The 23,391-nt window shown below is 67.0% G+C and carries 24 protein-coding genes; 8 read left to right on the top strand and 16 right to left on the bottom strand.

Annotated features, from left to right (window positions below; all coding sequences use genetic code 11):
• Window positions 1-231 precede the first annotated feature (231 nt).
• On the top strand, window positions 232-1,440 hold the full coding sequence (locus AC5Y4T_RS02045; RefSeq protein WP_499951753.1) for a permease: 1,209 nt from the start codon (window positions 232-234) through the stop codon (window positions 1,438-1,440).
• Window positions 1,441-1,466: 26 nt separating this feature from the next.
• On the opposite strand, the gene coaD is transcribed toward AC5Y4T_RS02045, so the two are convergent.
• The 5 genes from coaD to AC5Y4T_RS02020 form a co-directional block, all read right to left on the bottom strand.
• On the bottom strand, window positions 1,467-1,949 hold the full coding sequence (gene coaD / locus AC5Y4T_RS02040; protein ID WP_067347941.1) for a pantetheine-phosphate adenylyltransferase: 483 nt from the start codon (window positions 1,947-1,949) through the stop codon (window positions 1,467-1,469).
• A gap of 177 nt (window positions 1,950-2,126) precedes the next feature.
• Window positions 2,127-2,681 carry a 16S rRNA (guanine(966)-N(2))-methyltransferase RsmD gene (gene rsmD, locus AC5Y4T_RS02035; RefSeq protein WP_499951752.1) on the bottom strand — a complete coding sequence of 185 codons (555 nt, stop codon included), beginning with the start codon at window positions 2,679-2,681 and terminating at the stop codon, window positions 2,127-2,129.
• 10 nt (window positions 2,682-2,691) lie between these two features.
• On the bottom strand, window positions 2,692-3,336 hold the full coding sequence (locus AC5Y4T_RS02030) for a vitamin K epoxide reductase family protein (protein ID WP_499951751.1): 645 nt from the start codon (window positions 3,334-3,336) through the stop codon (window positions 2,692-2,694).
• Window positions 3,333-4,100, bottom strand: a complete 768-nt coding sequence (locus AC5Y4T_RS02025) for a DsbA family protein (protein WP_499951750.1) — start codon at window positions 4,098-4,100, stop codon at window positions 3,333-3,335. The genes AC5Y4T_RS02030 and AC5Y4T_RS02025 overlap by 4 nt, the downstream gene beginning before the upstream one ends.
• A gap of 101 nt (window positions 4,101-4,201) precedes the next feature.
• On the bottom strand, window positions 4,202-5,320 hold the full coding sequence (locus AC5Y4T_RS02020) for an alpha/beta hydrolase (protein ID WP_499948365.1): 1,119 nt from the start codon (window positions 5,318-5,320) through the stop codon (window positions 4,202-4,204).
• Between the two features lie 410 nt (window positions 5,321-5,730).
• On the opposite strand from AC5Y4T_RS02020, the gene AC5Y4T_RS02015 reads away from it, so the two are divergent.
• A complete protein-coding gene (locus AC5Y4T_RS02015) occupies window positions 5,731-6,576 on the top strand; it encodes an aldo/keto reductase (RefSeq protein WP_499920239.1) in 846 nt (281 codons plus the stop codon).
• 7 nt (window positions 6,577-6,583) lie between these two features.
• Here AC5Y4T_RS02015 and AC5Y4T_RS02010 read toward each other — a convergent pair whose 3' ends face one another.
• Window positions 6,584-7,147 carry a nuclear transport factor 2 family protein gene (locus tag AC5Y4T_RS02010; protein ID WP_499951748.1) on the bottom strand — a complete coding sequence of 188 codons (564 nt, stop codon included), beginning with the start codon at window positions 7,145-7,147 and terminating at the stop codon, window positions 6,584-6,586.
• A 116-nt stretch (window positions 7,148-7,263) separates the two neighbouring features.
• Here AC5Y4T_RS02010 and AC5Y4T_RS02005 point away from each other — a divergent pair, with 116 nt between their 5' ends.
• On the top strand, window positions 7,264-7,914 hold the full coding sequence (locus tag AC5Y4T_RS02005) for a TetR/AcrR family transcriptional regulator (protein ID WP_499951999.1): 651 nt from the start codon (window positions 7,264-7,266) through the stop codon (window positions 7,912-7,914).
• An 80-nt stretch (window positions 7,915-7,994) separates the two neighbouring features.
• Here the strand turns inward: AC5Y4T_RS02005 and AC5Y4T_RS02000 are convergent, their stop codons facing one another.
• The 5 genes from AC5Y4T_RS02000 to AC5Y4T_RS01980 all read right to left on the bottom strand — a co-directional run bounded on the left by AC5Y4T_RS02000 (window position 7,995) and on the right by AC5Y4T_RS01980 (window position 12,172).
• Window positions 7,995-8,858: an SDR family NAD(P)-dependent oxidoreductase gene (locus AC5Y4T_RS02000; protein WP_499951745.1), complete on the bottom strand. Its 864-nt coding sequence runs from the start codon at window positions 8,856-8,858 to the stop codon at window positions 7,995-7,997.
• A gap of 40 nt (window positions 8,859-8,898) precedes the next feature.
• Window positions 8,899-10,257, bottom strand: coding sequence for a cytochrome P450 (locus AC5Y4T_RS01995; protein WP_499951743.1), 1,359 nt, complete (start codon window positions 10,255-10,257; stop codon window positions 8,899-8,901).
• A 1-nt stretch (window position 10,258) separates the two neighbouring features.
• Complete coding sequence (locus AC5Y4T_RS01990) at window positions 10,259-10,501, bottom strand: ferredoxin (RefSeq protein ID WP_499951741.1); 243 nt, start codon at window positions 10,499-10,501, stop codon at window positions 10,259-10,261.
• A 48-nt stretch (window positions 10,502-10,549) separates the two neighbouring features.
• Window positions 10,550-11,293 carry an SDR family NAD(P)-dependent oxidoreductase gene (locus AC5Y4T_RS01985; RefSeq protein ID WP_499951740.1) on the bottom strand — a complete coding sequence of 248 codons (744 nt, stop codon included), beginning with the start codon at window positions 11,291-11,293 and terminating at the stop codon, window positions 10,550-10,552.
• A 108-nt stretch (window positions 11,294-11,401) separates the two neighbouring features.
• Entirely contained in the window at window positions 11,402-12,172 is a 771-nt protein-coding gene (locus AC5Y4T_RS01980) for an SDR family NAD(P)-dependent oxidoreductase (RefSeq protein ID WP_499951739.1), read from the bottom strand.
• A 175-nt stretch (window positions 12,173-12,347) separates the two neighbouring features.
• On the opposite strand from AC5Y4T_RS01980, the gene AC5Y4T_RS01975 reads away from it, so the two are divergent.
• Window positions 12,348-13,535, top strand: a complete 1,188-nt coding sequence (locus tag AC5Y4T_RS01975; protein ID WP_499951738.1) for a cytochrome P450 — start codon at window positions 12,348-12,350, stop codon at window positions 13,533-13,535.
• 61 nt (window positions 13,536-13,596) lie between these two features.
• Here AC5Y4T_RS01975 and AC5Y4T_RS01970 read toward each other — a convergent pair whose 3' ends face one another.
• Genes AC5Y4T_RS01970 through AC5Y4T_RS01960 form a run of 3 tightly spaced genes read right to left on the bottom strand, consistent with a single transcriptional unit; the run spans window position 13,597 to window position 18,232 of the window.
• Window positions 13,597-14,310 carry an HNH endonuclease family protein gene (locus tag AC5Y4T_RS01970; RefSeq protein WP_499951737.1) on the bottom strand — a complete coding sequence of 238 codons (714 nt, stop codon included), beginning with the start codon at window positions 14,308-14,310 and terminating at the stop codon, window positions 13,597-13,599.
• Window positions 14,307-16,526 carry an ATP-dependent DNA helicase RecG gene (gene recG, locus AC5Y4T_RS01965; protein ID WP_499951736.1) on the bottom strand — a complete coding sequence of 740 codons (2,220 nt, stop codon included), beginning with the start codon at window positions 16,524-16,526 and terminating at the stop codon, window positions 14,307-14,309. The genes AC5Y4T_RS01970 and recG overlap by 4 nt, the downstream gene beginning before the upstream one ends.
• Before the next feature lie 2 nt (window positions 16,527-16,528).
• Window positions 16,529-18,232 carry a DAK2 domain-containing protein gene (locus AC5Y4T_RS01960; RefSeq protein ID WP_499920238.1) on the bottom strand — a complete coding sequence of 568 codons (1,704 nt, stop codon included), beginning with the start codon at window positions 18,230-18,232 and terminating at the stop codon, window positions 16,529-16,531.
• A 250-nt stretch (window positions 18,233-18,482) separates the two neighbouring features.
• Here AC5Y4T_RS01960 and rpmB point away from each other — a divergent pair, with 250 nt between their 5' ends.
• Window positions 18,483-18,677 (top strand): 50S ribosomal protein L28, encoded by a 195-nt coding sequence (gene rpmB / locus AC5Y4T_RS01955; RefSeq protein WP_046185726.1) that lies wholly within the window; start codon window positions 18,483-18,485, stop codon window positions 18,675-18,677.
• Between the two features lie 12 nt (window positions 18,678-18,689).
• Here the strand turns inward: rpmB and AC5Y4T_RS01950 are convergent, their stop codons facing one another.
• Together AC5Y4T_RS01950 and AC5Y4T_RS01945 are read right to left on the bottom strand one after the other, a co-directional pair.
• Complete coding sequence (locus AC5Y4T_RS01950; RefSeq protein WP_499951735.1) at window positions 18,690-19,511, bottom strand: mycofactocin-coupled SDR family oxidoreductase; 822 nt, start codon at window positions 19,509-19,511, stop codon at window positions 18,690-18,692.
• A gap of 2 nt (window positions 19,512-19,513) precedes the next feature.
• On the bottom strand, window positions 19,514-20,404 hold the full coding sequence (locus tag AC5Y4T_RS01945; protein WP_499951734.1) for an SDR family NAD(P)-dependent oxidoreductase: 891 nt from the start codon (window positions 20,402-20,404) through the stop codon (window positions 19,514-19,516).
• A 95-nt stretch (window positions 20,405-20,499) separates the two neighbouring features.
• Here AC5Y4T_RS01945 and AC5Y4T_RS01940 point away from each other — a divergent pair, with 95 nt between their 5' ends.
• From AC5Y4T_RS01940 to AC5Y4T_RS01930, 3 genes are read left to right on the top strand one after another with little or no spacing between them, the layout of a single operon-like run.
• Window positions 20,500-20,943, top strand: coding sequence for a nuclear transport factor 2 family protein (locus AC5Y4T_RS01940; RefSeq protein WP_499951733.1), 444 nt, complete (start codon window positions 20,500-20,502; stop codon window positions 20,941-20,943).
• Between the two features lie 3 nt (window positions 20,944-20,946).
• Window positions 20,947-22,152, top strand: coding sequence for a sulfotransferase family protein (locus tag AC5Y4T_RS01935; RefSeq protein WP_499951732.1), 1,206 nt, complete (start codon window positions 20,947-20,949; stop codon window positions 22,150-22,152).
• Window positions 22,145-23,389, top strand: coding sequence for a hypothetical protein (locus tag AC5Y4T_RS01930; RefSeq protein WP_499951730.1), 1,245 nt, complete (start codon window positions 22,145-22,147; stop codon window positions 23,387-23,389). Before AC5Y4T_RS01935 ends, AC5Y4T_RS01930 begins: the two co-directional genes overlap by 8 nt.
• Window positions 23,390-23,391: the final 2 nt, after the last annotated feature.

The following is a 23,391-nucleotide window of genomic DNA, read 5'->3' as shown; positions in this document are numbered from 1 at the left end:
CCTCCTGGCGTCTGCAAAGCTCTTGTTGTTACCAGTGTGCCTGGTGTTGTCCCTGTGACAGCGGTGGCAAGCCCGGTGTGTCGGGTATTCGCCCGTGCGGGCCATTTGCCAGCGATTCTAGGTCGCGGACGCCCCACGGCACTATCCGCGCCGTCAATTAGTGCCGGCAATGGCCGGGCGCCGTCGCCGCGAGGCGCACCGCTTTCGCCCGCTCCTATACCCCTATGGGGTATGCTGCACGGTGCAGCGGCCCTCGAAGCTTCCCGCAGGAGGAACCACGTGACGGTGCTATCAGCGGTCGGGCACGCTTTGGCGCTCGCGGGGTCGATGACGTGGGAAATCCTGTGGGCGCTCATCCTCGGCTTCGCCCTCTCGGCGGTGGTGCAGGCCGTCGTGCGGCGCTCGACGATCGTGGCGCTGATGGGTGACGACCGGCCGCGCACGCTGGCGGTCGCGGCGGGGCTGGGCGCGGCTTCGTCGTCGTGCTCGTATGCCGCGGTGGCGCTGGCCCGATCGCTGTTCCGCAAGGGCGCCGACTTCACGGCCGCGATGGCGTTCGAAATCGGCTCCACCAATTTGGTGGTGGAGCTCGGCATCATTTTGGCCCTGCTGATGGGCTGGCAATTCACCGCGGCCGAATTCCTCGGCGGCCCACTGATGATCGTGGCGCTGGCCGTTCTGTTCCGCCTGTTCGTGCGATCGCGGCTCATCGACGCGGCCCGCGAGCAGGCCGAAAGGGGAATCGCCGGCTCGATGGAAGGCCACGCCGCCATGGACATGTCCATCCAGGGGAGCGGCTCGTTCTGGCGACGGCTGTTCTCGACGGCGGGCCTCACTTCGGTTTCGCACGTATTCGTGATGGAGTGGCTCGCCATCCTGCGCGACCTCGTCCTGGGCTTGCTGATCGCGGGTGCCATCGCGGCCTGGGTACCCGAAAAACTCTGGCAGAACTTCTTTTTGGCCGATCACCCGACCCTCGCGGCGATCTGGGGTCCGATCGTCGGGCCCGTCGTGGCGATCGTGTCCTTCGTCTGCTCGATCGGCAATGTCCCGCTGGCCGCGGTGTTGTGGAACGGGGGCATCAGCTTCGGCGGCGTCATCGCGTTCATCTACGCCGACCTGTTGATCCTTCCGATCCTCAACATCTACCGCAAGTACTACGGCACCCGGATGATGCTGACACTGCTGGGTACCTTCTACACCGCGATGGTCGCCGCCGGGTACCTGGTCGAATTGATCTTCGGCACAGCGCATCTCATTCCCGCGCAGCGCAATGCCATGGTGTTGGAAGCGTCGATCTCATGGAACTACACGACCTGGCTCAACATCGGGTTCCTGGTGCTCGCGGTCGTCCTGGTCGCCCGGTTTGTCACGTCCGGCGGTCTGCCGATGGTGCGCATGATGGGCGGCTCCCCCGATGCTTCCGAGCATCAACACTGACCGCCTAGGACCTCGCGGGCCCCGGATCAGGACCGTTCCGAAAGCCGTTCCCGCAGGCGACGATTGACCGGTTCGGGCAGCAGCTCCGACACGTCACCACCGAGCATCGCGACCTCTTTGGCCAGCGACGACGACACGAACGAATAGCGCGGGGCGGTCGCGACGAAAAAGGTGTCCACGCCCGCGACGTGTTTGTTCATCTGCGCCATCTGCAGCTCGTATTCGAAGTCGGTGCCGGTGCGCAGCCCCTTCACGATGGCCGTCATGCCGCGCGACCGCACGAAATCGACGACCAGCCCCTGCCCGGCTTCCGCCCGGAGGTTGGGCAGGTGCGTCGTCGACTCGTTGATCATCGCGATCCGCTCGTCCAGGTCGAACATGCCCTTCTTGGCGGGGTTGGTCAGGATCGCCACCACCACCTCGTCGAACTGAGCCGACGCGCGCTCGAAAACGTCGATGTGGCCCAACGTCACCGGGTCAAACGAGCCCGGGCATACCGCGCCGCTCATGACGCGCGCCGACGACGATGCAGAGCGAAGCGATGCGGTGGGGGCACCTCCCGCTTGCGGGGGAGAGCGGCGCTCATGACGCGCGCCGACGACGATGCAGAGCAAAGCGATGCGGTGGGGGCACCTCCCGCTTGCGGGGGAGAGCGGCGCTCATGACGAATGACGGTACACGCCACCTCAATGACGCTCGGCCAGCTCCAGACGGGTGTCGCCGTAAACCCGTTGCGGCCACACCGACCAGCCGGCCGGCCACTTCAGCGGCGCACCACCGGCCGCCCGCTCCACTACGGCAACGCTGCCCCCGTGCACCCAGCCGTGCGCGGCCAGCGCGGCCAGCACGGCTTCGATCTCGGCGGCGTCGACGTCGTAGGGCGGGTCAGCCAGCACCAGATCGAACGCGGCCGCGGTCCCGGCCGCCAGCACGGTCGCCACCGCTGCCCGGCGCAGCGTCGCGCCGCGCAGACCCAGGGTTTCGATGTTGCGCGCGATCACCGATCCCGCGCGCGGGTCCGACTCCACGAACAGTGCGGCGGCTGCGCCGCGCGACAACGCTTCCAATCCCAGTGCGCCCGAACCGGCATAGAGGTCCAGCACCGTGAGGCCGGTCAGCTCGAGGCGGGCGGCCAGGATGTTGAAGAGCGACTCGCGGACGCGGTCGGTGGTGGGCCTGGTGCCGCGCGGCGGGACCGCGATGCGCCGGCCCCCGGCCGCGCCGCCAATGATCCGGGTCACCTGCTGATACCTACAACAGCGTCGACCAGTAGTCCCAGAACCGCGCCATGATCAGTAGGAACACCGCGGTGAACCAGAGGGCGGCGACCGACCAGCGCCATTGGAAAAGCAGCCAGCCGAAACCGGCCTGCCGGCCCTGCGCGACCGGGCGATAGGCGATTGATGCGGCCACCACCAGTAGCGACATGGTGACCGCCCACACCACTATGCAGTACGGGCACAGCGCGTTGATCCGATACAGGCTCTGGAAGATCAGCCAGTGCACGAACACCGCGCCAACCGCCACGCCGATCGTCAGCCCCACCCAATACCATTGCGGCAACGCCACTTTCGTCAACGCCAGCAGCCCCGTGACCACCACCACGGTGAAGGCCACCAGCCCCAGCAGCGGGTTGGGGAAGCCCAGCAGCGACGCCTGGGGGGTGCTCATCACCGAGCCGCAGGACAGGATCGGGTTGATGTTGCAGGACGGCGTGTACGACGGGTCGAGCAGGATGTCGATCTTCTCGACCGTCAGCGTCATCGACGCGGCCAGGCCGATCAGACCGGAGATCAGCACCCACCAGGCGCTGGGCGCCGGCACCCGCGGCGCTGAGGACCGATCCGGTGTCAGGTCGGTGGGATCGGCGGTTTCAGTCGACACCGCACCGGTCACGTGGCGGCCGGGGCGACCGCGCCGTCGATGCCCGGAATGTTGCCCACGATTTCTTTGACCTTGTTGACCAGCGCGTCCGGCGTCGAGGGGTCGTAGTCGTCGCCGTTGATCTTGATGGTCGGCGTGGCGTTGATGTGCGCGTTCGCCGCTTCGCCGGTGACCTTGGACAGGTACTTGCCGCTGTTGATGCAGTCTGGCACCTTGCCCGCCGCTCCCGCCTCGCGGGCGAGCTCGATCAGCCTCGCGTTGTCCGGGAAGGTCTTGCCGGTTTCGCTCGGCTGGATGTCGGTGCTGAACAGCGCGGAGTGGAACCGGCGGAACGCGTCGTGGTTCTCGTCGGCGACGCACAGCGCCGCGGCGCCCGCGCGTGACGAATAGTTCTGGTTCCGGGCGCTGTCGAGGATCGACACCATGTTGTAGTCGGCGGCGATGGCGCCGATGTCGATGAGCCTGGAGACCGTCGGGCCGAAGGTGCGCTCGAAGTTGCCGCAGGCCGGGCACAGGAAGTCTTCGTAGAACGTCACCACGGCCTTGGGGTTGCTGCTGCCGGGCTGGGTGACCAGCTTGCTCGACGTCACCCGCACGGTATCGCCGGCGCCGGTGGGTCCGGCCTTCTTGTGATGCGACGTGACGATGTAGAAGACGAGGGCGACCGCGAAGATGATCACGAATGCGGTGCCGCCGATTTGGACGAGCCGGCTCGACTTACCGCCAGAGGCCGACTTCATGTCGAATCGTGGGGGACGTTTGGGTTTGTCGGCCACAGGTTCCCTGATCTTTCGCTACGAGTTGTCGCTTCGCCCGTGTGCGGACAAAGCGATCGGACAAAGCGCCTCTAGGTTACCGGCGCCGACGGTTCAACGAATCAAACCCGGCTCAGGTGCGCGCGCAGGGCCGAAATCAGCTCGCTGGTGGCCACCATGCTGTCGCCGCCCAGCGGGAACAGGTTGACGAAGCCGTGCGTCAGCGAACCCAGGTACCGCAGGTCCACCGCGATCCCGGCGGCCCGCAGCGCCTCGGCGTAGCTCTCGCCTTCGTCGCGCAGCGGATCGAAGCCGGCGACCGCGATCAGCGCGGGCGCCAGTCCGGTCAGCGATTCGGCCAGCGCCGGCGACACTCGCGGATCGGTCCGGTCCAGACCCGAACGCCGCAAGTACTGGGATTCAAACCAGTCGATGTCCCGCTTGGTGAGCACGAACCCCCGCGAGAACAGGGTCAGCGACCGGTTCTTCGCGGTGAAGTCGGTCCGCGGATAGATCAGCCATTGCAACGCCGGCGCCGGCCCATTCTCGTCGCGCGCTATCTGGCTGACGACGGCGGCGAGGTTTCCGCCGGCGCTGTCCCCGCCTACCGCGATCCGTCCCGGAATCGCGCCGAGCTCCTCCGCGTGCTCATATGCCCAAATGAACGCCGCGTAGGCGTCCTCGATCGCGGCCGGGGCCGGATGTTCGGGGGCTAGCCGGTAGTCGATCGACAACACGTGAATGCCGGCATCACGACAGATCAGCCGGCACAGCGCGTCATAGGTGTCCAGGTCACCGATCGACCAACCGCCACCGTGGTAGAAGACCAGCAGAGGCGCCGCCGCGCCAGCGGCCGGACGGTAGTGGCGCGCCCCGATCCCGCCGGCCGGTCCGGGCAGCGAGAGATCGTCGACGTCGACGTGGATCTGCGGACCAGGCAATCCCACGATCCGCTCGCGCAGCTGGGTGCGCGACGCCTGGGGGTCGTCGTCGACGACCAGCCCGTCGATGCCGACGGCGCGCAGGCCCGACAACATCAGCTGCAGGGTCGGGTCCAGCGTGTTGCCGTCGATGATGACCGAACGGCTGCGGACCAGCCCCCGGCGCAGCGCGGTCGGGATCCAGGGCAGGACCTTGGTCCCGACGCCAGTGAGCGCGCCCTGGATGCGACTGGCCAGCGGCACCGATGCGTGCTCGGCCCCGGACTGAACCGTCGGCGCGCCTGACAGAGGCCTGGTCATGAACAACCCCCTTACAACCAACACGTGCTAACGCTCGACGACGAACGGTTATCGCTCCCCGCCACCCATCGCCTCTCAAGGCTTGCCGGCCCCGGCGGCCACCAAACGGGCGGTCAACGGTGCCGTCGGTCAGGGGCCTATCGGCGACTAACTGTACGGGGTGGCCCGCCCGCCACCGACGGCGCGCATGGACACCCGTCCAGGTGTTGATTAGGTTGCCTTTACAGATCGGTAATATCGTGATCCCCAAGTCGGTGAGCTTTCATCGGATTGCGAGCAACTTCGACGTGTTCGATATCGAACCGAGCGCCTCGAACTCGGCGCCGAACGGCGTCGACCTGGTCGCTCGATGACGGAACCCGGCTGGGCGCACAGTCTCGAACCTTCAATTTCACAGGCAGGTGAATGAATTGGCCGGCGAGTCGGGCTCCGCCTTACCCTCAATTGCTCTCAACGACGAAAACACGATCCCGGCCCTAGGCCTGGGTGTCGCGGAGTTGTCGGACGACGAGACCGAACGCGCGGTATCGGCTGCGCTGGAGGTCGGCTGCCGGCTGATCGACACCGCCGCGGTCTACGGGAATGAAGCCGCCGTCGGGCGCGCGATCGCCGCCTCCGGGATCCCCCGCGCCGAGCTGTTCGTCACCACCAAGCTGGCCACCCCCGACCAGGGTTTCAAGGGGGCGATGGACGCATGCAACGCCAGCCTGGAGCGCCTCGGCCTGGACTACGTCGACCTTTATTTGATCCACTGGCCCGCCCCCGCCCTGGGCAACTACGTGAACTCGTTCGGCGGCATGATCCAGTCCCGTGCGGAGGGTCAGGCCCGCTCGATCGGCGTCTCCAACTTCACCGAGGAGTTCCTGACGACGGTCATCGACCTGACCTTCGTCACCCCGGCGGTCAACCAGATCGAGCTGCACCCGCTGCTCAACCAGGAAGCGCTGCGCAAGACCAACGCCGAGCACAACGTGCTCACGCAGTCCTACACGCCGTTGGCGCTGGGCAAGCTGAGCGACAATCCGACGGTGAATTCGGTCGCGAGCGAATACGGCAAGACCGCCTCGCAGGTGCTGCTGCGGTGGAACCTGCAGCTGGGCAACGCCGTCGTCTTCCGGTCCGCCAATGCCGAGCACATCGGGTCGAACTTGGATGTGTTCGACTTCGAGCTGGCCGACGAGCACATGGACGTGATCAACGGGCTCAACGACGGCACCCGGCTGCGCCCGGACCCGGAGACCTACGAAGGCTCCTAAGGCGCCGCTACCACCGCGCCGGGGCCGGCGCGTCGATGGTCAAGGGACGCTGATACGACAGGTCGGTGCGGTCGCGTGTGCCGACGAGGTAACCCTTTTCGGTGAAGAACGACGACTGCAACACCCGGGCGTCCGCAAGGAACATGCCTTCGACCGTCGAGCGGCGGACCGCGATGCGCCACCGCCCATTGCGCCGCTCCAGCCGGTCGATGTAACGCCCGGTGATGAACTGGGCGCTCTTGGCGTCCGGCCCGATTAGGACAACGATCACGTAACTTTCGGCGTGCGCGCCATCACCATCGACTTCGCACGTGTGCGTGGTGATGTTGTGGGTGTGAACCCGCGACATCTCGGCATGGGTCTTATTGGCCCAATCCCCGTACTCCGGACCGGAATTGACGGCGTGGCCGTGCTCGTCGACACCATCGGCGTGATACGCGGACGCGATCAGGTCGGCGTCGTGGCGGTCACAACCTCGGGCGTGGCGCGCAATGCAGTCGAGGATCTCGGTGCGATCCATCAGATAGCGAACGTTCTTCTCAAGCGCGTCCAAGCCCATGTCCACGGCCATGCTGTCCCTATTCGTTGCATCGGTCGGCATCGACGCTTACGACGCCCGGTGCCACTATACACTCGTACAGCACGGACCAGGTGTCACAATACGAGTACTCAATAGATCGGATGGCCATGGCGACGTCGTCGCGGCGCGTGGGCGCCGAAACGTCCAAGACGCGGGACGTGCTGCTGGACTGCGTCGAAAAGCTGATGCTCGAACAGGGATACGCGAGCGTCACTTACCGGGCGCTGGCGACCAAGGCCGGCGTGACACCGAGCCTGGTGCAGTACTACTTCCCCACTCTCGATGAGATTTTCGTCGCCGCGATTCGGCGCTACTCCGAGCGCAATCTCGCATACCTGACCGAAACGCTCGCACGCCGCAGCGAGGATCCCCTGCGGGCCGTGTGGGAGTACTCGTGGGAAGAGGCGACCGGCGCACTGATGACGGAGTTCATGGCGCTGGGCAACCACCGCAAGTCCATTCGAAATGAAATCGCCGCCGTGACCGAGAGCGTACGGAAGGTCCAATTGGACGCGCTCGTCGCCAAGTTCGGCAGAAACGCTCGTCCGGTCGGCGATCTCTCGCTGCCGGCGCTGCAGTTGCTGATGTCGGGCATGCCGAAATTCCTGAATCTCGAGGAGGGCATCGGCGTCAAGTCGGCCCACGCGGAGGTCACCAAAGCATTTGAGCGCTACATAGATTCAGTGGAACCGCGGCGGCCCAATCCACCTAAGCGCAAGGCGGCTCCGCGTCGACGTGCGACAGCGCGTCGTACGTAGCGTGCAGCTATTCGACTGATCACCTGTGACCGGTGGGTGGAGCATAAGCATGCGAACGCGCGTCGTGATCGCTTTGACGATCAACGCATCACGTGCGCGCACTGCTGGTGGGGGTGAACGTCGAACAAATCACGGTAGGACGGTGGTTGGCGTCCGCCTTCGTCACGGATGCCGTATTTCGCCGCCAGCTCCGCGCCGATCAGCGTCTGCCCGCTCAAACTCATCAACTCCGGGTCCTGATACAGCGCCCAGATGACGTGGCCGGTCAATTCGGGCGTCTCGGCACTATCGAGGATGTGGCCGAACTTCTCGGAATTGCTGGCGATGATCTTTCGGACGCGGTCGGTCAGCAGCGAGCCCATCCAGATCGAGACGGCGGCGATGCCGAACTCACGAAAGTCGAACGCCATGTCGGCGGCCATCTTGTCGGTGGCCGCCTTCGGCACCCCATAGGCGGGACCGAAGGCGTAGTGCACTGACCCCGAGGACGACGAAAACGCAACCAGCCCTTTGCGTTGCGGAAGCATCAGGGGTGCGGCATGGACGGTGGCGACGTAGCTGCTCCGCAGCCCGACATCGAGGGTGTCGAGCACGTTGAGGGGTTCCTCCCAGAACTTGGTCCGGCCCATCATCTCGTCGCGGATGATCGCGGCGTTGTTGACCAGGATGTCGAGCCGGCCCTGCTCGTCGCGGATTTGGGCGAACAGCGCCTCGACCTGCTCGTCGTCGGCGTGGTCGACACCGACGGCGATCCCCTTCCCGCCGGCGGCGCTCACCTGTGCGGCCGTCTCGTCGATGGTGCCCGGCAGGGCCGAGTGCGCGCCGCTGCGGGTGCGGCCGGTGACGTACACCGTGCAGCCGTGGCTGCCCAGGGCGCGGGCGATCCCCGCGCCCGCGCCGCGGCTGGCTCCCGTGACCAGGACCACCGGGGTGTTGTCGGGCATCGCTGTGCTCCTTCGCGTAAGCGGCCGGCCCGCCATCCCGTCAGTGCGGGATCTTGGCCGACTCTTTGCGTTCCGTGATCGGACGTGCCAGGCCTTGGTCATCGCAGAGCTGCTGCAGCCGTTGAACCGTCTCCTCGACACCCGGCCCCGACCTCGGCCGCGGGGTGAACGTCGCCGGCAAATGACGCATCCCTTGAATGACTCCGATGGTGTCGTAGTGCACGGTCCCCTCAGCAATGCACACGTAGTCCGGCATCCGGTCAAGCACGGCGGTCAGCATCGATTTGAATACCGTGCGCGCCACGTTGGATCCGATGCATCGGTGTATGCCGAGACCGAAGCTGAAGTGCCGGTTGCCCTTTCGATCGAATATCACGGTGTCGGGGTCGCTGAAAAGGGCCGGATCCCGGTTGGCCATTGCCCACGACAACCACAGTCGCTCGCCCTCCTTGAGGTGGACGCCCGAGATGTCGATGTCCTCGGCGATGGTCCGGCCGTCTCCGGGCGCGGGGGTGAAATACCGCAGGAATTCTTCGGTGGCGGAATCCAGCAGAGTGACGCGATTTTGGCTCAGCCGCGTGCGCTCGTCGGGATGCTGGGACAACCACTCCAGCGCGTGCGCGGTCAGCGCCGTGGTGGTGTCGAAGCCACCGCCGATCAGCAGGTTCAGCATCCCGATGAGTTCGATGTCGGGCGGCGCCTCGCCGTCGATCCGCAATGTCACCAGGGCATCGATGATCCCGGGGCGCGGCTGCGCGCGGATCTCCACGAGGTTGGCGAACAGATCCATGCCCATCGCCAGGTATTGTTCGCGAACGCGCGGGGCCTCGGGGGAATCGGGCGGGGTGTAGACCGACGCGTGTGCCGGCTCGTTGTAGAGCATCCATTTGTCCAAGCGGACTCCGAGCATCGCGAGTGTGAGCACCGCCGGCACTACGTTGGCCAAGTCGTCGACGAAGTCGATTCGTCCCGTCTCGATGTGATCGTCGATGCAGGCCCGCACGATCTCGTCGACAAATGGCTCCCACCGTTTGACCGCGGCCGGTGACAGGTATGGGTTAAGGGCAGTCCGATAGTGGCGGTGCTCGGGGTCGTCCATCTCGAGCATGCCGCCGCGGAAGTTCTCGGCTTCGACCATCAACGGGATGGAAATGCCCTGGTAGCCCCGGCGTTCGTTGCGGACGTCGTGGTCATTGGAGACATGCGGACAGCGGGCAAGCTCGAAAACTTCATAGCTGCCCGCGGCCACCCAATGCCCGGCATAGGTATCGGTCCGCGCGATCGGACACCGCTGGTGCATGTCGTGAGTGATGTCGAGGAACATCTCGCGGTACTCGGCGGCGTGGCGGTCGAAGTGATAGCGCGGAATCGCCGCCGAGTCGCCTGCAGGTGCGCTCATGTCATCGTCCACGCCGGCGGCCATGGGCTGCCCGGGCCGCAACGATGTGATCGACCATCACCGAGATGGCCTGCTCGGGACATGAGCCGGCCGCCTCGAGCACACCGTCGCGGTGCGCGTCGGTGACTTCCTCGACCACGGCATGAGCATGGCCATCGACGTCGTCCAATTCGAACGACTCCGGTGCGATCATTGCGCACAGGGTGTGGCCCTGACAGCGGGCCGGATCGACCTTGACGCGCACCCTACCTCCTGAAATACGTTGTGCTGCTTGTGTTGTCGCCTAGCGCCATCAGAGGACCGCGCCGCCGTTCACGCCGATCACCTGGCCGTTGACGTATCCGGCGCCCTCCGAGCACAGAAAGGAGCACACCGCCGCCACATCGTCGGCCTCCCCCAACCGCCCGGCCGGAATGGCTTGCGTCAAATGCTCGGTGGGTGGCAGCTTTCCGTCGCGCTGTTGCTGGCGCAGCATCGGCGAATCGATGACGAACGGCGGCACGGTGTTGGCCGTGATGCCCTTGCGGGCGTAGTCCAGCGCGACCGTCTTGGTCATGGCAATCACGCCGCCCTTGGTGGCCGAATAGTGCCCCTGTGCGGGAGCGCCCTGTTGACCGGCGGCAGATGAGATGGTGACGATACGACCCCATTTCGCGACCACCATGTCCGACAGCGCCGCTCGCACGCAAAGGAAAGTCCCGGTCAAATTCACCGCCAGATACCGGTTCCACTCGTCGAGGGTGATCTTGTCGAACCGCGTGAATCCGGCGATGGCGGCGCTGGTCACCAAAATCTCCGTCGGCCCGAACTCGCCTCGTACGGTGGCGAATGCCGATTCAACCGCCGCCTCGTCGGAGACGTCGACTCCAATGGCAAGCGCGGTGCCGCCAGCGGCTTCGATCTCAACGGCGACGGTGTTGGCATTGGCCAGATGCACGTCCATGATCGCGACGCGATGGCGGTCGGCTGCCAGTTTGACGGCGATGGCCCGTCCCAAACCGGAACCCGCGCCGGTCACGACGGCCGTTCGGGTCATCAGGCAGCTCCTCGATTCCGGGCCCTATCAGCAATGTGCTGTACGAATGTATAGCGGAACTGGGAGTGGCACAAGCAGCATTCGCTCGCGTCGTCCTCAGCCGTCGCCTTACACCCCGGCGCCACCGGGTGCTCCGTGCATGTACAGCGTTTGCCCCGAACAGAAACTCGATGCGTCCGACGCGAAGAACAAGACGCCGTAGCCGATTTCGTCGGGCTCACCGAGGCGGCCCAGGCCGTTGGTGAGCGCGATGGCCTCGGGATCCAATCCGTACCGCGCGGCGTCGTCGGTCAGGGTTGCGGCGCGCACCGCACCGACGGCGATCGCGTTGACTCGAATGCCCTTCTTGGCCCACGCGGCCGCCATCGACCCGCTCAGATTGTTCACGGCCGCCTTCGCGGCGCCATACGGTGTCGCCTGCGGCATGGCCAGCAGGCTGGCGCCCGACGAGATGTTGACGATGGCCCCCTTGCCCTGTGCCATCATCGGCTTGGTTGCGGCCTTGGACAGGTGCCAGACGGCTTTGAAGTTCAGGGCGAGCACGTTCTCGAAGTCGTCGTCGGGCCACTTGAGAATCGACTTCGTCTCCGCTCCCCCAGCACAATTGACCAGGATGTCCAGCCGCCCGAATTCTTGAACAGCTCTGTCGATGAGCGCGCGGCACTCGTCCGCGGACGTGACATCGGTGGATACGGTCACGGCACGGCGGCCCAGCGCCGTGACTTCCTTGGCCGTCGATTCGAGCGGGTCGGCCCGCCGGCCCGCCAACACGACGTCGGCGCCATGCTGGGCCAGCACGAGCGCCGTGCCACGCCCGATTCCCGTGCCGCCGCCGGTGATTACGGCGATGCGGCCGCCAAGGTCAAACCGACTCTCCATACCGTTTCCTTTTGTTCGTCGTGCCGGTGCGCGAGCGCCGCCCATCGTTTGTACGATCGTATAGCACCGTAGCGTCCGCCAGCCAACCGGTTCGTTGCCCAACGGACGGTTCATGCTGTACGTTCGTATAGCACCCCGACAGGCGTGCGGAGGAATCGCTGACGAGGAGCCCACGTTGAGAGATTTGTATTACGACCCGTGGGACGTCGACATCGACCTGGACCCCTATCCGGTCTACCGGCGCCTGCGCGACGAGTGCCCGGTCTACCACAACGAACAACACAACTTCTGGGGCGTAAGCCGTTACGCGGATGTCGATGCGGCGCTTAAAGACACGGCCCGGCTCAGCTCGGCCAAGGGCGACATCCTCGAAGTCGTCATGACTGACCCGGTTATGCCGCCAGGAATTTTCATCAACGAGGATCCGCCCTTGCACACCATTCATCGTGCGATCGTGGCCAGGGCATTCACACCGAAGAAAATGCGGGCGATCGAGGACAAGATCCGTGCCTTCTGCGTCGCTTGCCTTGACCCACTCGTCGGCGGGGAACGGTTCGATTTCGTGGAAGATCTAGGCGCCGAGCTGCCCATGCGCACGATCGGAATGCTTGCCGGCATTCCCGACGCGGAACAGCCCGCGGTACGTGAACACGCGAACCAGGTGCTTCGCAACGAACCCGGAAAACCGATGTCAATCAAGAAGGATCGCTACTTCACCGGTGAGATGTTCGGCGAATACGTCGAATGGCGCGAGAAGAACCCATCGGACGACCTGATCACCGAGCTGCTCAATGTCGAGTTCGAGGACGAGACTGAGACCACGCGAAAATTGACCAAGCAGGAACTGATCGTGTTCTTGGCGGTCGTCGCCGGCGCGGGCGTCGAAACGACCGGTCGCCTGTTCGGCTGGATGGGCAAGGTGCTGGCAGAGCACCCCGATCAACGCAAAGAACTCGCCGAAAACCATGCGCTGATTCCGACAGCAATCGAGGAGCTGCTGCGCTATGAACCACCGGGCCCGCATGTGGCGCGCTACGTCGCCACCGACGATGTGACTTTCCAGGGGCAGGTCATCCCGGAAGGTAGTGCCCTGCTGCTGATGCTGGCTTCGGCCAACCGCGACGAGCGTCATTTCGAGGACCCCGACAAGTTCGACGTTCACCGAAAACCCGGTGCCCACCTCACCTTCGGCCGGGGACCGCACTTCTGCGTCGGATCTCCGTTGGCCCGCTTGGAAGGCCGCGTGGCGCTGGAAGAGGTGCTCAAACGATGGCCCGAGTGGGACATCGACATGTCCGCAGCACGACGTTCGCGCACCTCCACCGTGCGCGGGTGGGACAGCATGCCTGCGGTCATCACCTGAGATGCCGCCGGACAACTCAAGTCGCGATCATCACCGGCGCCGCTCTCTTGAGGCGCCCGCGTTATCCCGTCGGGCAGGTCGTCGCGGCCTGACGCAGCACGCCGGTCGACGCCAAATCCACCGGCAACGCGTAACCGCGCAGCACCGCGATGAACTGCATGGCGTACTGACACGCGAACGCCCCGTTCGGCGGCATCCACTGCGCCGGCGCCGAATCGCCCTTGTCCTGATTGGCCTGCCCGTCGACGGCCAGCAGGTTGGCGGGGTCGTTGGCGAAGCGCAGCCGCTCGGTGGCGGGCCAGCCGTAGGCGCCCATGTCCCAGGCGTAGGCGAGCGGGACGATGTGGTCGATCTGCACGGATTCGCCGACCTTGGGGCCGCGCTGGAACGCGATGGTCTTGTTGGTATACGGGTCGTGCAGCGTGCCGGTGGCCACGGCGTCCGGACACCGCTTGGTAGACACATAGGTCTTGTCGACGAGATCGCGGTTGAGGATGTCGTCGCGGGTGTCGCATCCGTTGTGGCCCATCGGGGCGTCGTTGTCGTCGTCCCAGGCGTCGCCGAATGCCAAGCGCAGGTAGTCGTAGCGGTGCTGGCGCAGGGGCACCACGGCGATGCCCCCGAGCACATCGGTGCCCGGCGCGACCGTCGGAACGTCGGCGCGCGCGGCGTATTCGGCGGAATGTCGTGCGGTCGAGGATCCCACCGTCTGGTAGGCCACCAGCAACGCGAGCGCCGCCGCCGCGGCCAGCCACAGCAGCACCTTGCGGTTCACGACTTGTCCAGGTATTCGATGCGGTCGGTGTCGGTGAATCGCGCGGCCAGCACGGCCAAGCCGGAATTCGCACGGTCGTCGGCGTAGGCCTGCACGCAGAAATCCCGGGCCGCCTCGATGAACTCCTGGTGGTCGGCCAGGGACAGCAGCCGCAACGTGATCGCCTTACCGGACTGGTTGCGGCCCAACACATCTCCCTCGCGGCGTTCCTTGAGGTCGAGGTCGGCCAGGGCGAACCCGTCCAGTGTCTCGGCCACCGCGCGCAGCCGCCGGCCGGCCGGCGAATTCGGCGCGGACCAGCTCGCGAACAGGCACAGACTGGGATGCTGGCCCCGACCGATCCGGCCGCGCAGCTGATGCAACTGACTGATCCCGAACCGGTCGGCGTCCATCACCACCATGACGGTGGCGTTGGGGACGTCGACGCCCACCTCGATGACGGTGGTGCACACCAGCACGTCGATCTCTCCGGCCCGGAAGGCCGTCATCGCGGCGTCCTTCTCCTCGGCCGACAGCCGCCCGTGCATCAGTCCCAGGCGCACATTCGCCAGCTCGCCCGAGCGCAGCCGGGCGTACAGGCCCTCGGCGGTCTCCGGCGCCTTGGCGTTCGGCTCCTGGTCTCCCGGGTCGTCGCTCTCGTCGATGCGCGGCGCCACCACATAGGCTTGGCGGCCGGCGGCCACCTCCTCGGTGATGCGCTGCCAGGCCCTGCTCAGCCATGCGGGCTTGTCCTTGACGAAGATGACGTTGCTGGTGATCGGCTGGCGGCCGCGCGGAAGTTCACGCAGCGTCGAGGTTTCCAGGTCCCCGTAGACGGTCAGCGCGACGGTGCGCGGGATAGGCGTCGCCGTCATCACCAGCAGGTGGGGTGTCACCCCGGGACGGGCCTTGGCCCGCAACTGATCTCGCTGCTCGACGCCGAAGCGGTGCTGTTCGTCGACCACCACCATGCCCAGGTTGTCGAACTCCACCGCGTCCTGCAGCAGCGCGTGGGTGCCGATGACGACGCCGACCTCGCCGCCGGCGATCTCGGCGCGGATCTGTTTCTTCTGGGCCGCGGTCATCGAGCCGGTCAGCAGCGCCAGCCGGGTGCCGTTGTCGGCGCCGCCCAGCTGGCCCGCCATCGCCAACGGACCGAGCACGTCGCGGATCGACCGGAGATGTTGGGCCGCAAGCACTTCCGTTGGCGCCAGCAGCGCGCACTGATATCCGGCGTCGACCATCTGCAGCATCGCCAGCACCGAGACGATCGTCTTGCCGGAGCCGACCTCGCCCTGCAGCAGACGATTCAGCGGGCGGCTCGCCGCGAGCCCGTCGGTCAGCACCCCGAGCACCTCGCGCTGCCCCAAGGTCAGCTCAAAAGGCAAGCGGCTCAACAGTTCTGCGGCCAATCCGTCCGGACGCGGCGGCGCCGGCGGCCCCGACTCCGACAGCTCGCCGTGACGGCGGGCCACCAGCGCCCACTGCAGGCCGACGGCTTCGTCGAAGGTCAGGCGCTCGCGGGCCCGTCGGCGCCGTGGCTCGCTCTCGGCCAGATGGATGTCGCGCAACGCCTCGTCCTCGGAGACCAGGCCGAATTTTGCGCGCAAGCCTTCGGGCAGCGGATCGGGAACCGGGTCGAGCACGTCGAGCACCTGGCGCACGGAACCGAAGATGGTCCAGCTCTGCAGCTTCGCGCTGGCGGGATAGATCGGGAAGAAGTGGCGCTCGTAGGCGTCGGCGATACCCTCACCCGTGGTGGCGCCCGACGCGTTGGCGATGCTCTTGAGCGAGGCGGTGCCGCGATTCTTCCCATCCTGGCGGTCGAGCAAAAGGAACGCCGGGTGTGTCAGCTGCATGACGTTGTTGAAGAATCCGACCTCTCCGGAAAGCATCACCTTGGCGCCCGTGGTCAGGTCCTTTTTCAGGTAATTCGCGTTGAAGAACGTCGCGGTCACCTTGTTGCGCCCGGAGCCGAGGGTGATGCGGTGGCACAGTTTCTTCGGGGTCTTCTTCATCGGGAACGTCTTGGTTTCGGCGATCGTGTCGATGATGGTGACGTGTTCGCCGGCGGGCGGGCGTTCGTCGTCGGAGTTCCAACGGCTCGCGCCCTCGGTGTAGCTGCGCGGATAGTGGCGCAACAGGTCGTCGACGGTGCGGATCGCGAACACCTCGTCGAGGAGCTCCGCGACCTTGCCCCCCACGACGAAATCCAGCCGGTCGCTCAGCGACACCATCGCTACTCGACCCCGATCAGCAGCGCGTCGCCGTGGTGGCCGGTGCGGTAGGTGACCAGTTCGGTCCCGGGGTGGTGGTCGTGCATGTGCTCTTCCAGGATGTCGGTGACCGCGCCCGCGTCGCCGTCGGAGTCGACGGCGGCGCCGAGCAGCACCGTCACCAGGTCGCCGCCGGAGGCCAGCAGGAGATCGAGCAGACCGATCGCGGCCCCGACCGCATCGTCGGCCACGATCAGCACCTCGTCGCCCGCGATGCCCAGGCCGTCCCCCGGACGGCAGCGACCCGCCCAGGTCAACGCGCTCTCGGTGGCGATGCGCACCGAGCCGTGGCGCGCCGCGCCGGCGGCGCGGGCCATCGTGTAGCCGTCGTCGACCGCCTGCCGGTCGGTTTCGTGCACGGCCAGCGCGGCCAGCCCCTGCACCATCGACCCGGTCGGGATCGGCACCACATCAATCCCCCAGCCGATGGCCGCGGTGCAGCCGGCCACCAGTTCCTCGGCCGGCACGTAGCCGTTGGGCAGCACCATCACCTGGGCGGCGCCGGTGTCGACGACGGCCCGCATCAGCTGGTGCGCGCTGATGTTGGTGACGGGATCGTGCGCGGCCGGTTCGCGCTGCAGCACGCAGGCGCCCTCGCCGGCGAACAGGTCAGCGGCGCCGTCGCCGTCGACCACCGCCAGCACCGCGCGCTCCCGCGTCCATCCGCCTGCGGGCAGCCCGGGGGTTCCGGAGCTCAGCGCGGAGATGACGATGCGGCTGAGCCGTCCGGCCGCCAGGCCGGCTTCCACGGCGGCGCCGGCGTCGTCGGTGTGCACGTGGACCGAGTACGTGCGCTGCGCCGACGACGGCGCCGACGCGATGCCGACCGAATCACCCAGCTCCCCCAGCCGGTCGCGCAGCGCGTCCGCCGCCGCGGGCTCGCAGCCGTCCAGCCGATACATGACCTCGAACTGGGGCGCCGGGCGCTGCGCGGGCGCCTCCGGCGGCTGCGCTCGCGGCGACAGCTCGTACACCGCGCGGGCCGGCGCCTGGCCGGTGATCGTGGACCGCAACGCGTCCAGCAGGACCAGCAAACCCCGGCCGCCCGCGTCCACGGCACCGGCGTCGGCCAGCACGTCGAGTTGTTCGGGGGTCTTTTCCAGCGCGACCACCGCCGCGTCGCCGGCCGCGACGACCGCCGCCACGAGCCCCTCCCCGGCCCCGGCGCACTGGGCGACGGCGTTCGCGGCCGCCCGCAGCACCGAGACGATGGTCCCGGGAACCTCGTCGCCACCCATCGAGCTGATCACCAGCTCCACGCCGCGCTGCAGCGCGGCACCCAGGACGACGGCGTCGATGTGAGGCAGCTCACCGCCGGCCTCGGCCGCCGCGGTAGCGGTGACGTCGGCGACGCCGCGCAGGATCTGCGACAGGATGACCCCGGAATTGCCGCGGGCGCCGTTCAGGGCGCCGGCGGACAGCGCCGCGGCGGCCCGCGCGGCGCAGGTCGAGCCGGCCTCCGCGCCGGCGCCCACCTTCGCCTCGGCCAGCGCCGAACGCATGGTGAACAGCATGTTGGCGCCGGTGTCGGAGTCGGCGACTGGGAAGACGTTGAGCCGGTTGATCTCGTCGATGTGCGTGATCAGGTCGCTGACGGCGGTGTGCGCCCAGTCGCGCAGCGTGATCGCGTCCAGGACACGAGCCTGCGATGTCTCAGCAGTGCCCAGGGTTACCCACCTCCTCCGCACCTCGACGCCCAGCACCCGATGGGCGCCAGCGTAGCCCGGCGACACCCGCGACGGCTGCCGGTGACCACCCGGGCCGATTCAGCGCATCGAGCCTAGCCAGAGGGGGCGACAGCGGCGGCGACCGTTTTGGTGCTTGCCACCACAGTCGGTATCCTCAGGTACGCGCCCGGGTGAACCTGGGCTGTCCCGGCCGGATTGCCGGACCCCCGAGATTTGAGGAGCTTGAACAATGGCCGCTGTGTGCGACATCTGCGGGAAAGGCCCCGGCTTCGGTAAGTCGGTGTCGCACTCCCACCGCCGCACCAGCCGCCGGTGGGACCCGAACGTTCAGACCGTGCACGTCGTCACCCGTCCGGGCGGCAACAAGCAGCGTTTGAACGTCTGCACGTCCTGCATCAAGGCCGGTAAGGTCGTCCGGGGCTGACAGCGGCCGTCGTCACATGACGACGTGCCCGGCGTCCACGGGTATCGCGGCGCCGGTGATGTAGCGCGAGCGCGGTCCGGCAAGCCAGAGCACCGCTTCGGTGACGTCTTGCGCCTCGACCAACGGCACGTCGGGCAGCAGCGTCTGCGACAGCGCCGGGTTGGGGTTCTCCAGCATCCGGCTCACCACGAAATCGTTCAGGATCATCGGCGTCGCGACCCCGCTCGGATGGATCGAATTGACCCGAATCTTGTGTGGCGCATAGGCATTCGCCGCTGAGCGCATCAGCCCCACCACCCCGTGTTTGGACGCGGCGTAGGCGAACATCGCCGCGCTGCCGTCGCCGCCGCGGCCGGTGAGGCCCTGCGATGAGCTGACCAGCACCACCGAGCCGCCCCGTCCCTTGCGCACGATCGAGGGAACCGTCGCCAGCAGCGTGTGCCACACACCTTTGAGATTGGTGTCGACGATCGTGTTGAACACCGGTTCGGACTCGGGGTCGGTGACCCCGATGGCCACCACCCCGGCGTTGGCGACGACGACGTCGATGTCGCCGAGCTCGTCGACGCCGGCCTGCACTCCGGCCTGCAGCGCCTTGAGGTCGCGGACGTCCGCGGCGACGGGCACCGCTTTGCGGCCGGCCGCCTGGACCAGCCGCACGGTTTCGGCGAGCTCGGATTCGGTCCCCAGGGCGTAGGGGATCGCCTCGAGATCGGCGCAGATGTCGACGGCGATGACGTCGGCGCCCTGTTCGGCGAGCGCAACGGCGTGGCTGCGGCCCTGCCCGCGCGCGGCGCCGGTGATGACGGCGACCGTGTTGTCGAATTCACCCATGCCTACACCTCCAGGGTTGTGCCGGTCTCGCGTTCGGCGAAGGCCACCAGCCGCGCGGCGGTGTCGTAATCGCAGGCCAGCGGCGTGCGGCCGATCAGCACCGGGCCGCCGCGCAGCCCGAACCTGCCGGTGACCCCGACGTAGCTCCCCGGCGGAATCGGCTCGCTGATGCAGTACAGCGTGGGCGCGGCGCCCTCGTCGATGTCGTTGGCCAACCGGTCGGCCACCAGTTTGACCCCCTTGTGGGCCAGCGACATCAGCGCCGAGTCGCCGAGGTTCGACAGGTTCGAGGCCACCCAGCCCGGGTGGGTGAGCTGCGTGACGATCGGCGATCCGGCCTCGCGCAGCCTGCGGTCCAGCTCCAGGCCCCACAGCATGACCGCGAGCTTCGACTGCGCGTACGCGCCCAGCCTCGTCCACTTGTGCCGGCGCGAGTGCAGGTCGTCGAGCCGCAGCGTCGCCGAGCGGTGCGCGTCGGATCCGACGTTGATGATCTGCGAACGCACCCTGGGTAGGAGCAGATTGGTCAGCGCGAACGGCCCGAGCAGGTTGGTGCCCAGTGTCATCTCGAAGCCGTCGACCGTCTCGGTGCGCCGGTCGGTCAACGCGCCGGCGTTGTTGATCAGGATGTCCACCGGCTCGTCGATCAGGTTCGCGAAGGCGCGCACCGACGACAGGTCGGCCAGGTCGAGCTTGACCACGGCGGTCGAACCACCCATTTCAGTCGCGCGTTGCTCGCCGAGTTCGGTGTTGCGCACCGCCAGGATCACGTGCGCGCCGGCCCTGGCGAGCGCGCGCGCCGTGCCGAGCCCGACGCCGTTGGTCGCTCCGGTCACTATCACGCGTTTGCCGCGCAGGTTGCCGAGCCTGTTCGGGGTCCACGGTATGGTCACGGCGATCAAGAATAGTGGTCGGTTCTATGTAAATTGGACCGGTTCTGCCAACATTGTTCGCGGAACAGTGCGGCAGACTCCCGAGGCGGTTCGACATGACTGGCAGCGCCACCGAGATCAGCAACCTCATCTACACCTATGCGCAGCTGCTCGACGACGGCGACCTGGACGGGGTGGCCCGACTGTTCGAGTACGGCCGGATCTGCGGCGTCCAGGACGGGCCGCCGGAGACGGTGTTCGCCGGCTCGGCCCGGGTGCGGGAGATGTACGAGATGGCCACGCGGATTTATGACGACGGCACCCCGAAGACCAAACACAACACGACCAACGTGCAGCTCTACATCGACGAGGCGGCCGGGACCGCGCACAGCACCTCCTACTACTGCGTCACGCAGGCCACCGATGACCTGCCGCTGCAGGTGATCGTGACCGGGCACTACAAGGACACGTTTCACCGGGTGGACGGGACCTGGCGCTTCGACAGCCGCACCATGTTCGTCGACCAGGTCGGCGACGTCAGCCAGCATCTGAAGTTCTGACCCGTGGCATCCGCCAGCGCGTCCGACGGCCCGTTCGACACGGCCGCCGTCCTGGCCGACGCGCAACGCAAGGAAGAGCTGACGGATTGGGGCCCGGGCGAATTCGAGGACCCGCTGCGGGTGTTGCTCGACGATTACGCGCACGCCGACCTGAACAACATCGGCGTGCACATCCTGCGCTCGGGAATCGTGCACAGCCTGCGGATGCGGCTGCGCGCGCAGGAGTGGATCCGCCGCCACCCGGAGATCCTCGACGAGGCGGTGGCCGCGCCGATCGTCGTCGTCGGGATGATGCGCAGCGGCACCACGCTGCTGCAGCGGCTGTTGGCCGCCGACCCGCGCTTCGTCTGCGCGTACGGCTGGGAGGTCGTCGAGGTCGCGCCGCGGCTGAACTATCGGTTCACCGACGCCCCCGATCCGCGCATCGCGATCAGCCAAGCGCGCGAAGCGAAGTCGCGCGACCTGGCGCCCGAATTGTTTTCGATCCACCCGATGTACGCGCGCGAGGCCGAGGAGGAGATCGTCTTTCTGGCCGACGCGTTCCTGTCGCACGTGCCCGAGTCCGGCGCGCACCTGCCGCGGTACCGAACCTGGCTCGACACCCAGGACTTCTCCCCCGCCTACGGCTACCTGCACCGCATGCTGCAGTTCCTCCAGTGGCAGAAGCGCCGGTGCGGCGTGCGGGGCCGGCGCTGGGTGCTCAAATCGCCTGCGCACCTTGGCTATTTGAATCTCTTGCGCGCGCAGTTTCCCGGCCTGCACATCGTGCACATGCATCGTGACCCACGCACCACGATCGCGTCGGGCGCCAGCCTGAACGCGACCCTGCACGCGATGCACGCCGACACCGTCGACGTGCACCGGGTCGGTGCGCAGTGGCTAAAACGGATGGGCTGGACGAACGATCGGGCGATGGCGGTCCGCGACGGATGGGCCGACGAGGGCGCCGTGGTCACCGACGTCGGGTTCGACGACGCGGTGGCCGATCCGATCGGCCAGGTGGCCCGCGTCTACGACGCCATCGGCCTGCCGCTCACCGCGCAGGCCGAGGAGGCGATGCGGCGCTGGCTGGCCCGCCGCCCCCGGGAGGCACCCCGGCCGCCCTACGGGCTGGAGAACTACGGCCTGCGCCCCGAGCAGGTCGACGAGCGATTCACGTTGTACAACAAGCGTTTCGGACAGCACATCGGAGGGACAACACATGCCTGATCATCCGGTCGCGACGGCTTCCCAGCACGAACAGGAGCTGGCGGCCCTCGCCCTGATCGAGCACCCGACCGTCAAGGCCGCCTACCGCACGGTCGCCGAGACCTGGCTCGGTCGCGCCAAGGCGTCTGACGCGATGCGCGAACGGTTCGACGACGCGTTCGCCGAGGTGATGTTCTCGGCGGCGGTGTGGTCATCGAATCAGGACAAGCTGCGGCCGAAGGTCAGCTGCATCACCCGGCTCGCACACCCGGTGGACGGCCGAAGCGTTCCCGGATCGCGCTGGGGCATCGACAATCCCGACAGCGTGTACCGGGTGATCCCGATCTCCGGGGACCAACGCTACGAGATTCACGGCCGGGTCGGCGAGCACCGCATGACCGAGAACTACTTCACGCTGTGGGATGCGCGCATGGGCACCGTCGCCGTGCTCAACGGCCGCACCATGCACGTCGAGCCCGACGGCTGCTACACCATCACCGTCGACGCCGAACCCGCGAACGGCCGGGTGAACCATGTGCAAACCTCGCCGGAGGCCCACGAGTTCTACATTCGCGACGTGCTGCTGGACTGGGACCGCGACGACCCCAATCACATTGAGGTGCAACGGCTTGGCGGCCCGCCGGCAACCCCGGCGCGCACGCTCGACGAGCAGGCCGAGGCCACGGCGGCGATGATGGATTATTTCGCCGACTTCACCGGCAAGCTCAGCCACGGGGTCTACAAGATGCCGGCCAACCACTTCAACCTGGCCTGGTCGGCCGACAAGATCGGCGCGATGCGCAACCAGGTGTACGTGATGGGCCGGTTCGACCTCGCCCCCGACGAGGCGTTCGTCGTCGACCTGAATGACGGTGGCGCCGAGTACTTCACCGTGCCGCTGAGCAACATCTGGGGCACCACTTTGGATCTCGTCGACCGCACCGGCAGCCTCAACAAAGCACAGTCGGTCGCCAACGAGGACGGCTCGTACACCTACGTGATCTCGCCCGTCGACCCCGGCGTGGCCAACTGGATCGACTCCGACGGCTTGCGAGAAGCCATTTTGACTTTGCGCATGGCGGAGTTCGGCGAGGGCGGTCCGGCCGAAGACCTCGGCGCGCGCGGGCGGGTGGTCAAGCTGGACCGGCTCGACGCCGAGGTGCCGCACCTGCCGAGGGTGAGCAGGGAACAGCGGAAAACAGAGCTGGCGCAGCGCCGCAAGGCCTACCTGCGGCGCCTGCCGGAAGGGACGATCTGACG

This window comes from Mycobacterium sp. NGS11 (assembly GCF_059813315.1).
The sequence above is the reverse complement of the archived record's forward strand: the minus strand, read 5'-3'. Positions and strand labels throughout refer to the sequence as shown.

Coding starts and splice junctions, on each gene's coding strand:
- AC5Y4T_RS02045 (WP_499951753.1), top strand. CDS start 232: ATGCTGCACGGTGCAGCGGCCCTCGAAGCTTCCCGCAGGAGGAACCAC.
- coaD (WP_067347941.1), bottom strand. CDS start 1,949: ATGAGCGGCGCGGTATGCCCGGGCTCGTTTGACCCGGTGACGTTGGGC.
- AC5Y4T_RS02020 (WP_499948365.1), bottom strand. CDS start 5,320: ATGACCAGGCCTCTGTCAGGCGCGCCGACGGTTCAGTCCGGGGCCGAG.
- AC5Y4T_RS02010 (WP_499951748.1), bottom strand. CDS start 7,147: ATGGCCGTGGACATGGGCTTGGACGCGCTTGAGAAGAACGTTCGCTAT.
- AC5Y4T_RS02005 (WP_499951999.1), top strand. CDS start 7,264: ATGGCGACGTCGTCGCGGCGCGTGGGCGCCGAAACGTCCAAGACGCGG.
- AC5Y4T_RS02000 (WP_499951745.1), bottom strand. CDS start 8,858: ATGCCCGACAACACCCCGGTGGTCCTGGTCACGGGAGCCAGCCGCGGC.
- AC5Y4T_RS01995 (WP_499951743.1), bottom strand. CDS start 10,257: ATGAGCGCACCTGCAGGCGACTCGGCGGCGATTCCGCGCTATCACTTC.
- AC5Y4T_RS01985 (WP_499951740.1), bottom strand. CDS start 11,293: ATGACCCGAACGGCCGTCGTGACCGGCGCGGGTTCCGGTTTGGGACGG.
- AC5Y4T_RS01980 (WP_499951739.1), bottom strand. CDS start 12,172: ATGGAGAGTCGGTTTGACCTTGGCGGCCGCATCGCCGTAATCACCGGC.
- recG (WP_499951736.1), bottom strand. CDS start 16,526: ATGGTGTCGCTGAGCGACCGGCTGGATTTCGTCGTGGGGGGCAAGGTC.
- rpmB (WP_046185726.1), top strand. CDS start 18,483: ATGGCCGCTGTGTGCGACATCTGCGGGAAAGGCCCCGGCTTCGGTAAG.
- AC5Y4T_RS01950 (WP_499951735.1), bottom strand. CDS start 19,511: ATGGGTGAATTCGACAACACGGTCGCCGTCATCACCGGCGCCGCGCGC.
- AC5Y4T_RS01940 (WP_499951733.1), top strand. CDS start 20,500: ATGACTGGCAGCGCCACCGAGATCAGCAACCTCATCTACACCTATGCG.
- AC5Y4T_RS01930 (WP_499951730.1), top strand. CDS start 22,145: ATGCCTGATCATCCGGTCGCGACGGCTTCCCAGCACGAACAGGAGCTG.